The organism is Streptomyces sp. NPDC127190 (assembly GCF_042672505.1).
In the GTDB taxonomy this organism is placed as follows: domain Bacteria; phylum Actinomycetota; class Actinomycetes; order Streptomycetales; family Streptomycetaceae; genus Streptomyces.
The window spans coordinates 155,270-169,683 of record NZ_JBHXVE010000018.1 but is presented as its reverse complement, the minus strand read 5'-3'; the positions used below and the strand labels follow the sequence as shown (position 1 = coordinate 169,683).

Annotated in this window: 12 protein-coding genes; 9 read left to right on the top strand and 3 right to left on the bottom strand. The window is 69.2% G+C overall.

What is annotated here, in order from left to right; translation table 11 throughout:
- Positions 1-202: 202 nt before the first annotated feature.
- The gene (locus ACFVIU_RS26145; RefSeq protein WP_385845424.1) at positions 203-412 is read left to right on the top strand and encodes a hypothetical protein; all 210 of its coding nucleotides are present in this window, start codon (positions 203-205) and stop codon (positions 410-412) included.
- Here ACFVIU_RS26145 and ACFVIU_RS26140 read toward each other — a convergent pair.
- Complete coding sequence (locus ACFVIU_RS26140; RefSeq protein ID WP_385845423.1) at positions 399-1,040, bottom strand: TetR family transcriptional regulator C-terminal domain-containing protein; 642 nt, start codon at positions 1,038-1,040, stop codon at positions 399-401. The genes ACFVIU_RS26145 and ACFVIU_RS26140 overlap by 14 nt on opposite strands.
- 57 nt (positions 1,041-1,097) lie before the next feature.
- Between ACFVIU_RS26140 and ACFVIU_RS26135 the strand changes: the two genes are divergently transcribed.
- The 8 genes from ACFVIU_RS26135 to ACFVIU_RS26100 all read left to right on the top strand — a co-directional run bounded on the left by ACFVIU_RS26135 (position 1,098) and on the right by ACFVIU_RS26100 (position 10,688).
- Complete coding sequence (locus ACFVIU_RS26135) at positions 1,098-1,547, top strand: ester cyclase (RefSeq protein WP_385845422.1); 450 nt, start codon at positions 1,098-1,100, stop codon at positions 1,545-1,547.
- Positions 1,544-2,038, top strand: coding sequence for a DUF3237 domain-containing protein (locus ACFVIU_RS26130; protein ID WP_385845420.1), 495 nt, complete (start codon positions 1,544-1,546; stop codon positions 2,036-2,038). The genes ACFVIU_RS26135 and ACFVIU_RS26130 overlap by 4 nt, the downstream gene beginning before the upstream one ends.
- Positions 2,039-3,277: 1,239 nt before the next feature.
- Positions 3,278-3,982, top strand: a complete 705-nt coding sequence (locus ACFVIU_RS26125; protein WP_385845419.1) for a DUF4232 domain-containing protein — start codon at positions 3,278-3,280, stop codon at positions 3,980-3,982.
- Between the two features lie 187 nt (positions 3,983-4,169).
- Positions 4,170-4,472: a hypothetical protein gene (locus ACFVIU_RS26120; RefSeq protein WP_385845418.1), complete on the top strand. Its 303-nt coding sequence runs from the start codon at positions 4,170-4,172 to the stop codon at positions 4,470-4,472.
- A 710-nt stretch (positions 4,473-5,182) separates the two neighbouring features.
- Positions 5,183-5,596, top strand: a complete 414-nt coding sequence (locus ACFVIU_RS26115) for a transglycosylase SLT domain-containing protein (RefSeq protein WP_385845215.1) — start codon at positions 5,183-5,185, stop codon at positions 5,594-5,596.
- Between the two features lie 1,039 nt (positions 5,597-6,635).
- Positions 6,636-8,936 carry a hypothetical protein gene (locus ACFVIU_RS26110; RefSeq protein WP_385845417.1) on the top strand — a complete coding sequence of 767 codons (2,301 nt, stop codon included), beginning with the start codon at positions 6,636-6,638 and terminating at the stop codon, positions 8,934-8,936.
- A gap of 85 nt (positions 8,937-9,021) precedes the next feature.
- Positions 9,022-9,513 carry a hypothetical protein gene (locus tag ACFVIU_RS26105; protein WP_385845416.1) on the top strand — a complete coding sequence of 164 codons (492 nt, stop codon included), beginning with the start codon at positions 9,022-9,024 and terminating at the stop codon, positions 9,511-9,513.
- 182 nt (positions 9,514-9,695) lie between these two features.
- Positions 9,696-10,688, top strand: a complete 993-nt coding sequence (locus ACFVIU_RS26100; protein WP_385845414.1) for an immunity 49 family protein — start codon at positions 9,696-9,698, stop codon at positions 10,686-10,688.
- Between the two features lie 90 nt (positions 10,689-10,778).
- Here the strand turns inward: ACFVIU_RS26100 and ACFVIU_RS26095 are convergent, their stop codons facing one another.
- Both ACFVIU_RS26095 and ACFVIU_RS26090 read right to left on the bottom strand, forming a co-directional pair.
- A complete protein-coding gene (locus ACFVIU_RS26095) occupies positions 10,779-12,335 on the bottom strand; it encodes an alpha-L-arabinofuranosidase B (protein ID WP_385845413.1) in 1,557 nt (518 codons plus the stop codon).
- A 103-nt stretch (positions 12,336-12,438) separates the two neighbouring features.
- The gene (locus ACFVIU_RS26090) at positions 12,439-13,872 is read right to left on the bottom strand and encodes a glycoside hydrolase family 43 protein (RefSeq protein ID WP_385845412.1); all 1,434 of its coding nucleotides are present in this window, start codon (positions 13,870-13,872) and stop codon (positions 12,439-12,441) included.
- Positions 13,873-14,414: the final 542 nt, after the last annotated feature.

Genomic DNA, 14,414 nt, shown 5'->3' with positions numbered 1-14,414 from the left:
CGTTCCTCGCGATGCGATCTGCATCGCGGCGAAAGCCGCAACGCAGGCCCAAGGCCGCAAGATCTCCGTTCCGACGTGACCAACGACTCCGAGCCGCGGCCAAGTTCGCCGCCGAGCACTCCCCGACTGTGACCGCGCACCTGTTCCAGGCCGAGATTCCCGCGGCCGCCGACGTACGCGTCACCGTGGTCGGCGGACGGTGATGACGGGTGATGGCGGTGGCGGCGAGGTCGAAGAAGGGGTTGATCACAACAGTGCGGCGTTCGTCGCGCATGCCGAAGCGATGCGCAAGGACGTGATGATTCGGCTCGTGGCCGACCGCCTCGCCGGCGAGGAGATCGAACCAGGCGGTCCCATCGACGCCGAAGCAGCTCGCCATCGCCGCCTCGCCGACGATCTCAAGAATGATTGATCACTTCTCGGCCGGGCGCGGTCAGCGGCGCGAGGAGGCTGTCGACGACGCGGCGGACCTTCGCGGCCGCCGTGTCGTCGCCCAGGCGCATCGCGGTGTTCGCGGCGGTGAGGACGGCGTCGATCTGGAACGCTGTGAGGTCGGCATCGAGGCCGGCACTCGTCCCCGCGTCGTCGATGGCGTGTCGCAGCTCGGCGGCGATGCGGTCGCGCCAGGCCCGTTGCTGGCCGGCCAGCATGTCCCGCACCGGGCCCGGCCGGCTGTCGAACTCGGGCAGGTTCGCCGCCCAGAAGCAGCCGCCCGGGAACAGCGGCTGCTCGGCGTAGGCGAGCCAGTGCTCGACTAGGGCGCGCAGCCGCTCGGCGCCCTGGGGTCGGGTCAGCGCGGGGCGGATCACGGCCTCCTCGAAGGCCTCGCGTGCCGCCTCGATCACGGCCAGTTGGAGCTTCTCCTTCGTGGAGAAGAGCGTCTGGACGCTGCTCTTGCCCACGTTCAGGTCCGTCGCGAGCCGACCGAAGCTGAGCCCGTCGAGCCCCTCCAACGACGCCGTGTCGACGGCGTGCCGCACGATCGTCCGTCGCGACCGCAGACCTCGAAGCAGGCGCCCGTCCTGCACATCCTCGCTCACCTGCCTCATTGTGCCACCCCCTTGCGAAAAACGTACGTACGACCGTACGTTTTCTTCGTGAACACCCATCAGATGTTCGAGCTCGCCCAGGCGTTGGCGCACGCCAAGAGCCGTCAGGACCTGCCCGCGGCGCTCCGGCTCCTGCACCGGGACGTACTGCTGGAGTCGCCACCCTTCGGCACCAAGGCCCGCGGCCTGCCCGACAACGAGAAGGCGCTGGCACGCTTCTTCGCGTCCTTTCCCGACTACGAGGTCACCCTCGACGGGCACGCCGGCAACGACGACACCCTGGCCTGCTGGGGCACGGCACGCATGACCATGACCGGTGACCGGTTCGGCGTGACGCCCAACGGCAGGCGCGCCGAACTGCCGGTGTTCCTCCAGTTCACCTTCGCTGACGGCCTGATCGCCGGCGAGCGGTTCTTCCTCGACCTCGCGGAGCTGTGCGCCCAGTCGGGCGTCTCCACCGACCAGGTCCGGCACACCCTGCTGGGAGGCAGCGCATGACCCCCGACCCCCGCACGAAGACCATCGGCGAGATCACCACGTGCCACCTCTTCGACCTCGTCATCGACCTGAGCCCCCGACTGGACTTCGGCACCGGCCCGCTCGGCCGCAGAACCCTCTTCGGCGACACGGGAGGCACCTTCCACGGACCGCGCCTGCACGGCGCCGTGCTCCCGATCGGCGGCGACTGGGCACTGCTCCGCCCCGACGGGACGCTGTCACTGGACGTGCGCCTCACCCTGCGCACCCACGACGGCGCCCTGGTGTACATGAGCTACGGCGGCCGCTGGGTCACCCCGCCCGAATTGCGGGCCGACATCGCCGATCCGGCCAAGAGGTACGACATCGATCCGGCCCGGTACTACTTCCGCACCAACCCGCTTTTCGAGACCGGATCGCAGAAGTACGCATGGCTGAACGACATCGTCTGCGTCGGAGTGGGTTACCTCATCGAAGGCGGGATCGCCTACAAGGTCGCCCAGGTCGAATGAGCCGGTTCTTCAGAGCGAAGTACGTCGGCTGGAACGGCCGGCAGTGAACCACGCTGGCCGAGTTGCGTGCCAGCGGCCGGCGCCGTCGGCTCGACGAGGAGGCCTCCGGGGTGATCGGGAGCGGCACGGAGCCTCGGTGGGCGGCTCAGCGGGCGCTGCCGGTCCACTCGCCGTCCGGCAGCGTGCTGCGGGACGGCGTGGGTTCCCTGCCCGCTGGGGTGGCCTGGTGCCGGCCGGGCGGACGGCAGTCCGTATAGCAGGCGGCGGCCGAGCTGGGGGGCTGCTGGGCTGCTGCTGGTTACTGGATCAGTTGGTGCTGCCCTGTCGTGCAGGTCCTGGCAGGGCCGTCCTGACCGTGGCGCTCGGTCCGCGGGCGGGGCGCGCTGCGCCGCGCGGTGAAGCACTCCCGACTCGGGTTCTGGCACAGCTTCTGTGCAGCGGCCACTCTGTGTATTTGCTGCGGCTGCTCGGTCGTAATTGCTGGGCGGTCGCGGTCACGAGTCTCGTACGGTGCCGAGATGTTGACTGTACGAGCTATGACGGAAGCTGGTGTCCCGGCGGCCGCATCAGCTGGCCCTCACTCATCGAGTCCGGAATCGGCCGTATGCTCCTCGAGGCCGTGCACGCTCATGCGGACGGCTTCAGCGGCTGACGGCGCTGTCCAGGCTGACGACTACGACGGAGTATCCGTAACCGAAGTTCGTTACCGGCGCACGCTGTAGAACACGTACGGAATGAGCTCGCCGGAAGTCAGGCGAGGAGAACCCGTTTCGGCAGCAGAGGAAAGCCCGCGCGGCCGAACATCTGCCGTTTGAGCATCTTGATCCGATTGACATCACCTTCGACGACGCCTGACTTGCAGGGCAGCGTGAGTCCGGCGATGACGGCGTCGCGGTCGCGGTCGATGCCGGCGGCGAGCGTGTGGAGGCTGGGTAGGTCGTCCTGACGGACGGCATGGAGCCAGTCCTCAGGCGCTCGCCCTTGCGGCCGGTGACCATGGCCGCGAAGGAACGGACGTGCCAGGTCAGGGCGTCGAGTTCGGGGCAGTGAGCCCGACCGGCCTTGAGCTCGGGATGCTCGGATTCGGTGAGGGTTTCCGGGTTCCGGAGTTCGCCGACGCCGCGACGCCGTGCACGACGCCTGTGACAGAACGAAGACGTCGCAGTGGACCTCTCGTAACTCGGTGTGGGATACAAATATCTTCGACCGCATGAACCGTGCCAGTCCTGGGGGAACACCGTGAAGTACACCCGCGTCACTGCTCTCGCCGCCATCGGTGTGGCCGCCGCCCTCTCGCTCACCGCCTGTGGCAGCGACGGCTCCGGAAAGGACTCGTCGCCCAAGAGGTCCTCGGCTTCCTCGGCCTCCTCGTCGTCGGAGAGCGACTCGAAGGCCGAGGGCGGTTCGGGCTCGGGCAGCTCGACGGCCGGCAAGGCAACGGCGGGCTCCAGCAACGCACAAGGCGGCTCCAGCCAGGCGGCCTCCGGCAAGGGCACCGAGGCCGGCGCCGGGGGCGGTGCGAAGGAGGCCGGCGGCAAAGTCCCCTTCTGCAAGACCGCAGACCTGGCCATCGCTGCCAGGAACGCCGCGCCCGACAAGACCTCCGGGAGGATCGACATCACCATGACCAACCGGGGGACGACCACTTGCTCGGCGACGGGCTTCGCGGGCGTCGACATCAAGGATGCCGACCACACTTCGAGCCCCATCAAGCGCGGCCACGCCCAGCCGCGTCTCACGATCCTGAAGCCCGGCGACGCCGCTGTCTTCGACCTCGCCTACGATATCGACACCACCGGCAAGAGCCTCACGTCTCCGACCGACATCCTCGTGACGCCGCCGAACGAGACCCACACCGTTACCTTGAAGTGGCCGGCGGGCGCGGGGCAGATCAAGGGCGCCTACACCGACGTCGAGGTCTACCCCACGCACACGACCAAGTAGCAGCGGCTTCGTCCCGTCCACCGCACATGTCGGCGATAGAGGAGATCCAGCACCCGGTCGGCTCGTGTACTTCTTCCGGCACTTCGGCCGGTGGGGTTCGCAGTGGCCGAGTGCGGCGACGTACATGAAGGTGGCCCTCGCGACCGGGGCGGGCCCGACCCCTTAAGAGAAGAGCGAGGTTTCCACCATGGCCGCCGCAGCACTGCTCATAGGTTTCGCCATGTTCTTCATTGCTCCGGTCGTCCCATGGCTGCTGTTTCCGATGCGCCGCCGGGCAGGGGCCGCCGCCGCTGCGGTGTGGGGGGTGGCGCTCCTCGTCCTGAGCACCGTCGTCTGGGACGGGGCTTTCCTGCCGTCGGCACTCCTCACTGCCTTCTCGTGTTGCGTCCGTCTGGTGGTCGAGGCGACAGGCACCTTGGAGGAGCCGCGGGCACGGCGCCGCGCCCGCCACTCGGAACGTGTCTGTGCGCGAGTCGCTCAGGACACCTGACGAAGCGCGATCCGTGCTCCTTCGGGGGCGCGGCCGCCGCTGCGGCGGCGTCGAATCCAAGAAGAACCGCCTCTTCACCCGTGGCAACAGTGCGAGTCACGAGGAGCAGGCCGCGCACCTGGCCTGCTGGTCCGCAGTCGCCATCAACGACAGCACCGACGGCTTCATCCCCCCCCTGGCCGGGCAGGGGGGGCCTGCTGGGCCGCGGCCGACTACTTGATCAGTTGGTGCAGGCCTGTCGTGCAGGCCTTGCCGCGGTCGTGTTCACCGTCGTGCTCGGTCCGGCGGTGCTGCGGGCGCTGCGCCGGGCCACCCGGCGGGCCGCGTTCGAGACCGCGGTCACATTCGAAGGTCCCGGGCGGTGACCGCTGGGTGACGGGTTCCGTGCGGGCCGTGACCGAGACGGTGAAGCACCCCACATGACGCAGGTCACCTACGACCCGGGGCCGTAGTCCTAAATGTCCGATACATCCTTTCGGGCACCCCTTCTGACCTGCGCTTTGAGACCCACGCCACAGAGCCGATATTTCCGCTCGATCCGGCCACAACTAGTAAAAGGGGTCATTGCGGACGGCTCTCCGGGCTGCTTGTCTTGAGGACGTCGCCAGGCGCCACGAGCCCCCACGGGCCGCGGCGCCGACGCATGCCGGACCCACCACGTGGTCCATCCCGTGCAGGCGATCCCCCGTCCCCGACGCAAGAGGTTCTCCGTGTCCGTCGCTTTCATCCGCCGCATCGCTTCCCCGAAGAAGGCCCTCACCGCCGCCGCCCTGGCCGCCGCCACCGCCGGCATGGCGCTGAGCGCGGCGCCCGCCCAGGCCGCCACCACCTCGGCCTCCTCCGCCCAGGCGATCGCGCACAAGATGATTCCGGACGCCGCGCAGTTCAACGCGTTCAGCAAGATCGTGGAGCACGAGAGCGGCTGGAACCCCTCCGCCACCAACTCCTCCTCCGGCGCCTACGGCCTGGTCCAGGCGCTGCCGGGCTCGAAGATGGCCTCCGCCGGTGCCGACTGGAAGACCAACCCGGCCACCCAGATCAAGTGGGGCCTGGACTACATGAACTCCCGCTACGGCAGCCCGGTCAAGGCCTGGTCCTTCTGGCAGGCCAACGGCTGGTACTGAGCCGTTCAATCTCCAAGGCAGGCGCACCACCACAGCGGCCCACCGGCCGCACCCCACACCCGCGCCTCACGTGCTCACGCCCCCGCCCCCGGCGGGGGCGCACGCGTATGCACGCAAAGGCACTCGCGCCCCGGTGTTCGGGGCTTTCCCGGGCTGGGATGGCTGGGGCGGGAGACGCGGGTTGCTATACGGGGCCGGAGGCCCGGCTCGGTGGGCTCGTGGGAAGACGCAGGGCGCCGCCCTTGCCCGCCTCTTCGGGCCTTGTCCTGGGCGAGCCGGCCGGCCTCGTTACGGTCCGCGTGCGTCTGGCATCCTCGCTCGCTGATCAGGTCCCGCAGCTGCGCCTCCATCTCCAGCCTGCTCCGCGAAGGGCAGGCAGCAACGGCACAGCGCCGCGCCCGGCCGGGAAGGGCAGGGGTGCGGCGCTGCGGGGCGGTGCTGCTGGTTGGCAGTGCCGGTGACGACGAGGCACTGGTCTGTGCGGCAGGTCCATGGCGACCTGAAGGCGTCAGTGCCTGGGCGCGCTGGCCGGACGGCGTCCCTCTCCGGCCGGCCAGAAGCCTTCACGACTTGCGCCCCGACAGCAGGAAGGACCTGCCCGCCAAAGATCCCCGGTCTTTCGTGGCGCACTTGTTGAAAAACGGCGTTCAGGTTCGATTCCCGCCTGTCCGGCGTGCGGTCGCGGGCCTGAGGGCCCGGCCGGGATCGGTGCCGTACGCGGACGTGCCCGGGCGGCGAGTTCCTCTTCCGCTCGCACGCACAGGCCCAGCGCCCAGGAGCGCACACCCTGGGCGCCTTCCCAGGTGGCGCCGAGGCCCGCCGGCGAGGGGTGTTGCCGCCAGCGCGTGGAGGAGGCGGCGCGAGTCGCGGCTCAGTACTGCCAAGCTGTCGTCAGGGCCCAGCACGGGAAAGTACGGAACGTCGCGCACCGTGCTCTGCACCAGGGAGGCGATTGTGCCGCCCCACCCCCTGTCATCACCCCGCCCTCCCCGTGCTAGGTTGCCCCCCTTGATCGTGAAGGTTATGGGGGGGGCCTTTCATGAAGCTGGCGCGATTCTCGCCGCCGACCGCCGCAGCGCTGCTCCTGGGACTGACAACTGTCCTCGGCCCCGCCGCGGTCGACTCGTACGCGTCCTCGGACACACCGCTGCCGATCGCGCACTTCTCGCACATGGTCGTGGACGAGGTGCACGGACATCTGTTCATCAGCGGCGGCGCCGGCACCGACGGCATTCTCGTCACCGACCTCGACGGCACGAACCCGACGACGATCGGTGGTGAGCCGGGTGCCACCGCTCTGGCCCTCTCCGAGGACGGATCCGCGCTGTACGCGGCTCTCCCGGACAGGGACGCGATCGCGGCGATCAGCACGCAGAAGCTGACCGAGTCGGCTCGCTACAGCACGGGCGCGGGCACCCGTCCCAACTCGCTGGCCGTCGCCGGGGGCACCCTCTGGTTCGGCTACGGTACGGCGGGCGCCGGCGGCATCGGGTCCGTCGACAACGCCGGTACGGTCACCCTGCGCCAGGACTCCGGCAGTTGGGCAGCAGCACCCGTACTGGCGACGACCCCGACGCCCTCCGGCGTACTCGCGGCCGCCGCGCAGACCGGCGACACCTCCACCGTCGTCACGTACCGGGCCGGGGACGGGGCACTGACCCGGCAGGCCGCGAAGGAACTGCCCGTCCCCGACCTGAGCGACCTCGCACTCACCGCGGACGGGCAGTACCTGGCCGTCCCGTCGGTCCCCGGCGCGACCGCCAATCGGTACCGCACCTCGGATCTCGCGGTCGACGGGCAGTTCGCCTCGGCGGTGGGCGGCCACTCGGTCGCCGTGGCCCCGGACGGCAGCATGGCCGTCAGCTTCCACGGACTGATGACCTTCCCGGAAACGGGCGAGGGCTACTACACCGAGTACTTCTACGACCCGAAGCTGAACTCCGCCGCCCACGGCCTCGCCTGGGCACCCGACGCAAGCCGGCTCTACGGCGTCGCCGTCGACGCCCTCGGGGGAACCCCGACGCTCCACATCTCCCGCAATCCGGAAACCGCGCCGGTCACGCTCTTGGGGCACTGGACCGTTCCGCTCGCCCCCGGCGAGCCCTATTCGTTCGTCGTGTCGCCCGATTCGCCCCTCAGCCTCGACGCCGGGCAGCCCATGCTTCCGGGCACCGTCCGCATCACACGCTACGACGACGCCGACCCGGACGGCGTGCTCGTCCCGGACCTGACGACCACCCCGGCACGGATCCCCTTCGACTTCTTCGGCTCCTACCACGTCGACGGCACGGCTCCTGCCACCGGGAAACTGAGCTTCCGCGTCGACTACTCCGGGAGCGGCCACTACGCACCGGCCGGCCGCACCTTCGACATCCCCGTGGCCACGTACGCGCCCACCATGACGCTGTCCGCTCCTTCCGTGGCCGACCGTGCAGCGCCGCTCACCGTCAACGGCCACCTCACCTGGCCACACGCGCATGTGACGACCGGGGCGGTGCACGTCGTCGAGACCGACCTGGCGCACCCGCACGGCTACGCGGTGGGCACCCTGCCGATAGCCGCCGACGGCAGCTTCGCCTTCCACGACATCCCGCAGGTCGGCGGCGCGCACACCTACGCCTTCACCTACGACGGCGGCACCTCCTACCTCCCGGTCACCGTGCAGGCGAAGGTGCAGGTGTCCCGGGCCACGCCGGCCCTGAGCGTGACCACGGACGCGAAGTCGTACCACTCGGGCGCGACCGTCAAGGTCACCGCCCACCTGGGGACGACGTACAACTCCCGCTCCGTGACGCTGTACGACCAGCCCGCCGGCGCCTCGCGGGCCCGGCTGGGGAGCGGCAAGGTGGACGCGAACGGGAACCTCGTCGCCTCCTACAAGATCACCCGCAACACCACCTTCAGCGCGGCCTTCACGGGGGACTACCGCTATGCGCCGCGCACGGTGAGCACCAACGCAACCCTCACACCGACATCCCGGACGCAGATGCAGTGGCCGCTCTCGACCACCCGCATCGGATCCACCACGTATCAGGTGTTCTACACGTCCGAAGTCAACATGGCCTTCAACCTACAGATAACACCCCACCAGTCCGGCGGCTGTGCGTCGGTGTACCTGGAGCACTACTACTCGGGCGCCTGGCACCAGGCCACCTCGCAGAGCTGCGTGCCCCCGTTCGACGACGGCTGGTACGGCTACGGCCGAGCCCTGAAGCTCTTCACGGGCAACGGCCGCTACCGCATCCGCGGCCACTACACACCCCCGGCCAAGGACGCACAGACCGGCAGCGTGTGGACCGGCTGGTCCTACCTCATCGTCCGCCCCGGCAGCCTCTCCTGAGACGGGGCAGTACGGGGTTACGGAGCGTTGACGCTCGATGCTTCGATCAGACGGCGCACGAAGGCAGGAAGCGCTGAGCCACAACGTGAAGACGGCCGTCAGCACTCGCCTGGCCATTTCCTCCGGCCGGGGTGGTTCGCGGTCGAACTCCGCCGACGTGTCTGCCAAGAGGGGTGAAAAGACGATGGCGGCTGCTGGGGGCTTTCTGGCGCTGATGTTTCTGGCGATGGGCACGGTGGCACTGTCGAGGCGGACCAGGCTGCGCCGGCGCGGAATCCGTGTCCGGGCTCACCGGGGAGGCGAGAGCTGGGCCGGTGGCATCTGGTCAGCGGATTTCATCTACAAGGACTCCGAAGGCCGAAGGCACCGGCTGAGCGTGAGCCCCGGCGACGTCCCCGACACCGGCAGGGGCTCGATCGAGGTTGTCTACGACCCGAAGAACCCGAAAAGGGCCCAAACCGCTTATGAGCTTCAGCGCCCCTTCTTCAGGAGTACCGATGGGGTGTTCGGGCTGGCAGGGGTGGTGATCGGAACCGCCTGCACCGCTTACGAGCTGCTGTCTCTCGGCCTGCTGTGAACACCCGGGTCGGTAAAACCGCCAACCGGCCCAGCGGCCGGACCCTCTCCATCAGCGGCTCATCGGGGCAGCCCTGCTCCCGTTCGCGATCTCGGCAGCCGTCCTCACGGCGGCCGGGTGCTGTCAGCGCCCGTTGATAGCGTGCTTCGGCCAGTCGTGGAGTTCATGAAGGGACGGGATACGTGCGGAATGTGCCATGCCATCAGGTCGGCGAGCAGCGGTTGGCCGAGGCGCTCGACGACATCGGCGGGCGGGCCTACACGCGGTGGCACTCGCTGCGCTACGGCAGCATCTCGCCGGCGCTGATCCGGGCCATGGCGGACGAACTGCTCGACCATGTCGCCGCGCGAACGGTGACGGAACCCGGGCTCGACGCCGCGGCCGGCACGGTCGCCGTCACCGCCGCGGAGTGTGTGCACGGAGTGCTGAGCATCATGTGCTTCCCCGACGGGGACCAGGAACTGCGGTTCCCCCTCGTCGGGGAGCGGATCAGCACGGACCCCGACGACGACGAATTCGGGGACGGGCCCCTCACCTTCCGGGACGTCGTCAAGGAGGCACCCACCGCGCGGACCTGGCTCGACACGTTCGAGATCTGTGTCGTCAGCGGGCACGTGTGGGACTGGGAGCGGGGTACCGGGCTGCTGCTGCGCGGCGACTACGCGCCCGCCATCCGTGACGGCGTTCCCTACAACCGGCACACCTCCGTCTCCGACCCCGCCGACCTCGCCGCCATGGACGCCCTGTGCCCCTATCTCACCGAGGCGGCCGGGCATCTGCCGCGTGACTGGCCGAGGGTTGCGCTGCGCAAGCCGGACGCCGGTCAGCGCGCGGAGGCCGCCCGGCGGCTCGACGAGGTCGGCGACGCGTTGAGCGCGGACCAGCGACTGCTCCGTGTACTCCTCGACGACGACCAGCACGCCTTCGAGGACGCCCTGGTCGCCCGGTTGGTCGCGTACCGGGAGAGCGTCGAGGCCGATGCCGGTGATCCCGCGCCCCGCTCCCTCCTGCCCCTCGGCACCCTCGCCCTGGCCTGCCTCGCCGTCCAGATCCATGGGTGGGACCTCGGTGTCCGGTCGGGGTACCTGCCGTACGGTCTGCTGGGATCACCGGACGCGCCGCGCCGGGCGGCGGAGGGGAGCCGGAACACCTTGGGCTGCTGGGCCGCCACGTAGGACGCCCCGGGGTGCGGAAGCAGGCCTGGCCCGGCATCCAGGACATCGTCGTGGAGCCGGGCCAGGAGCCGCTACAGGTTGCGTCCCTCGTCAGTTCCAGGGAGCCGCGGTGAGCCAGCTGGTGTCCTGGGCCCATGACGTCGTGGAGTCCCAGGTGTTGGAGCCGCCGTTGCTCGCGATGTAGACCGTGTAGTCGTAGTGGCGGAGGTACTTCGTCGGGAAGTTGGCGGACTGGAAGGAGGTGCCGACGCCGCTGTTGCCCGCGGTGGGGCAGAAGGTGGCGTCCTGGGCGAACGCGCTGCCGCCGTCGTCGAAGTTCAGGTTGAGCTGGTAGTTGTAGTGGCGCAGGAACTGGCCGGGCTTGTCGACGGACTCGAAGGACAGGCAGGAGGTGTTGGCCAGTCCGGCCCGGACGATCCAGGTGGCGTCGGCCTTGTCGGTGGCCGAGCTGGCGGCGGTGATGTTGGAGATGACGACCTTGGTGTCGGCGTCGTTGTGGCGCAGGTAGTCCGAGGTGCAGCAGGGCGAGGTGGTGGCCTTCAGGGAGATCCGGGAGCCGGGGGTGAGGGTTCCGGTGCTGGTCGAGCCGCTGCTGTAGCCGGCGGCGGTGATGTTGGCCTGGACGGCGTTCTCGGTGGCGTCCGAGGGGTAGCCCTGGGTCATGACGCCTTCGTAGAAGGTGCCTTGGGCCCACTTGCTGTTGTCACCGCCGATGCCGAGGATGATCGCGCCTTCCTTGTGCATCGGGTTGTAGCCGGAGGCGTTGGGGCGTGCGCCGTTGTAGAAGGTGGACAGGCCGCCGGACTGGGCGTCGCCGCCGCGCAGGGCCCACTGGTTCGCGCCGCCCTTGAGCATGGCGGTCAGGAACCGGTGGTCGACGCTCGGGTCGCCCGCGTTGAAGCCGCGGTTGGCCCCGGAGAACAGGCCGTTCTCCTGGTCGGCCATGACCCAGGGGCCGGCGCCGCTGCCGTAGCCCCAGGCCTTGCTGTTGCCGAAGTAGAGGGCCTCCATGTGGCCGTTGCCGGTGTCCAGATTGTTGGTCTCGGCGTTGCCGTAGTCGAAGCAGCAGCCGCCGTTGAAGTGCTTGCCGTTGAAGATCGCGTACATGCCCTCGGGCTGGTCGCCGGTGGCGATGCCGTTGGTGTTGTTGTTGCGGTAGCCGGTGCCGGGGGCGATGTAGACGCCGTACGCCTTGTGTCCGCCGACGGTGACCGGCGCCTCGACGGCGTTGGCGAGGTTGTCAGGACCGCCGGCGGCTCCGCCTCCGGGTGCCTGGGTGAGGTTGTTGTGCTTGGGGGACTGGTCGTAGATGACGGTGATGACGCAGCTGGTGTTGGCGCAGAAGGAGTCCTGCTGCGCGGCGTCGGCGACACCTCCGGCGGTCAGCGGGCCGATGTCCTTGGTCGCGTTGTCGGAGGCGCGCTTGACCTGGTAGAGCGGGCCGTTGTACGCCCCGTACAGGGCGCGGGTGGTGCTGTGCGCGGCGACGCAGGGGGTGCCGCCCGAGGCGTAGATGTCGCACGGCCCCTGGGTGGCGGCCTGCGAGGGGGCGGCCGTGGCGGTGAGCAGGCCGGCGGCGAGGGCGGCGGTGGCACCGGCTGCCAGCAAGGCGCGTCGGGTGCGGTGCATCCACTGTTTTTTGATCATGAAGAACTCCTACGCAGAGTGGAGTGGGAGGTGAGTGGAACTCCTGTGTCGGGCCCGCCGGAGGAACGGCGGACTCCGCACAGCGCTCCGTGGGACGGGCGGGTCAGCTCGTCACGCGGAACGTCGCGTCACTGCGTCCCGTCGCGGTGGTGATCGGGTCGAGGCGCAGTTGGTAGGCGTAGTGGCGGATGTAGCGGTCGGGGAAGTTGTACGACTGGAACGACGACCCGGTGGCGTCGGCGAGCCCGGCGACCTTGCGGAAGGTGGCGTCCGCGGCGAACTGGCTGCTGCCGTCGTAGAGGGCGAGCTGGAAGTCGTAGTCGGCGTGCCGCAGGAAGTAGCCGGGGTGGTTCACCGACTCGAAGGAGACGGTGCCGGTGCCCGCCAGGCCGGCACGGAGCCGGAACTGGGAGTCCTCGACGGGGCTGACGTGCGGGTCGATGCGCACGTCGAAGTCGGTCTGGCGCACGTACCGGTCGGGGAAGTTGTACGACTGGAGCCGCTGGGCGGGTGTGTTGGGCCAGCGGGCGAGCACGCGGCTCTCCTCGGCGGCCGTGAGGTTCATGATCCAGCCGTGGCGCTTTTTGGTGCCGCCCATGGTGTAGCTGGTCGACGCCGGCTTCTGGTAGGCGGCGGGGTTGGAGGGGTCGGTCGTGGTGACGGGCATGTAGCCGCCGTTGGTGGCGTACTGGTCGAGGTAGAGCGCCCACTTGTTGGTGCCGTTGAACTTCATCCACATCGGGCCCTCGACCATCGACCCGGTCAGGCCGATGCCGGAGAGGTCGCCGAGTTTGGCCCAGGTGCCGAGGATGGAGTTGCTGCCTTCAAGAGTGATCTGTCCGTCGCCGGAGGCCCGTACGTAGCGGTAGGTGCCGACACCTGGGGGCACTTCGATGATCTGGGTGTCGATGATCTCCTGGGTGCCCGGGCGGTCGATGTAGAGCCGGGGGGTGGTGATGGTGCGGAAGTCGCTGGTGTGGGCTGCGAAGATGCGGTGCTTCGTCGCGCCGTTGAAGGGGACGTTCGTGGCCCAGTACAGGACGTAGTCATTGCTCTGGGGGTCCCAGATCGCTTCGGGTGCCCACGCGTTGCGCCCGTCGGGGATCGCACCGGCGACGTTCAGCAGCCACGGCTGCGACCAGGTGACCAGGTCCGTGGACTCCCACACCACGAGGTTGCGGCTGCCGTTGTTGATGGCGGCGTTCCAGTCCTGCCCGCAGCTGATGCACAGGTCGGTGGCGATGATCCAGTATTTGCTGCCGTCGGGGGACCGGACGAATGCGGGGTCGCGTACGCCCTTGGTGCCGACGGTGGAGCGCAGGACCATGCCGCCGCCGTTGAGGTCGCTCCAGTGCAGGCCGTCGGTGCTGTGCGAGAGGTACATCTGCTGGTTGGCCGCTCCCTCCCCGGTGAAGTGCACCATCAGGTAGCCGGGGCCGGCGGCGGCCGCCCGCTGGGGGGTGGTCAGGGCCTGCCCCGTGAAGAGGAGGCAGACGGCGAGCAATATCACCGTCAGCCGGGCGCGGAGCGCAGACATCGGATCTCCTGTCGGGTGCGGGTGACGCCGCCGGGCGAAGGGGGAGCGGGGTGGCGGGGGGAACTTGGTCTCGGAGTGGGCAGGACGGGATCCGGCTGCCGCGCGAGCCGGAAGGACGGATCCGAACGACGGCGTTTCGCCGCTTCACCCATGGCGCCGTGGTGACGGCGGGTCAGGGCGCGCGAGTATGTGCGTCCACCCGGGCGGGGCGATTGCGACCCGGACCGGGCAACTGTGCCTCTGAGCGCCGGTGAAGGCGTTTCAGGTGGGCGGGACTTCGGGCGGAAGCCTTCATGGCCAACTCACTCTTCGATCAGGCGTTGAACGACATATCGAACGCCGTTCGGGAAATCGGGCAGAGGCTAGATCCGGAAAAGACGGCGCGTCAATACATCCGACACATCCGATCCGTCGAACATGCAGATGAGCGATCCGGCGCCAACCCCGGCCCCTGCCGCAGCGCTCAGCCCATGACCTGACAGCCGGTAAGAATTTTGTGTTCAACGGCTGGACACGAGCAATGTCCGTACCCCTTAATCCAT

Coding starts and splice junctions, on each gene's coding strand:
- ACFVIU_RS26145 (WP_385845424.1), top strand. CDS start 203: ATGACGGGTGATGGCGGTGGCGGCGAGGTCGAAGAAGGGGTTGATCAC.
- ACFVIU_RS26130 (WP_385845420.1), top strand. CDS start 1,544: ATGACCCCCGACCCCCGCACGAAGACCATCGGCGAGATCACCACGTGC.
- ACFVIU_RS26120 (WP_385845418.1), top strand. CDS start 4,170: ATGGCCGCCGCAGCACTGCTCATAGGTTTCGCCATGTTCTTCATTGCT.
- ACFVIU_RS26110 (WP_385845417.1), top strand. CDS start 6,636: ATGAAGCTGGCGCGATTCTCGCCGCCGACCGCCGCAGCGCTGCTCCTG.
- ACFVIU_RS26095 (WP_385845413.1), bottom strand. CDS start 12,335: ATGATCAAAAAACAGTGGATGCACCGCACCCGACGCGCCTTGCTGGCA.
- ACFVIU_RS26090 (WP_385845412.1), bottom strand. CDS start 13,872: ATGTCTGCGCTCCGCGCCCGGCTGACGGTGATATTGCTCGCCGTCTGC.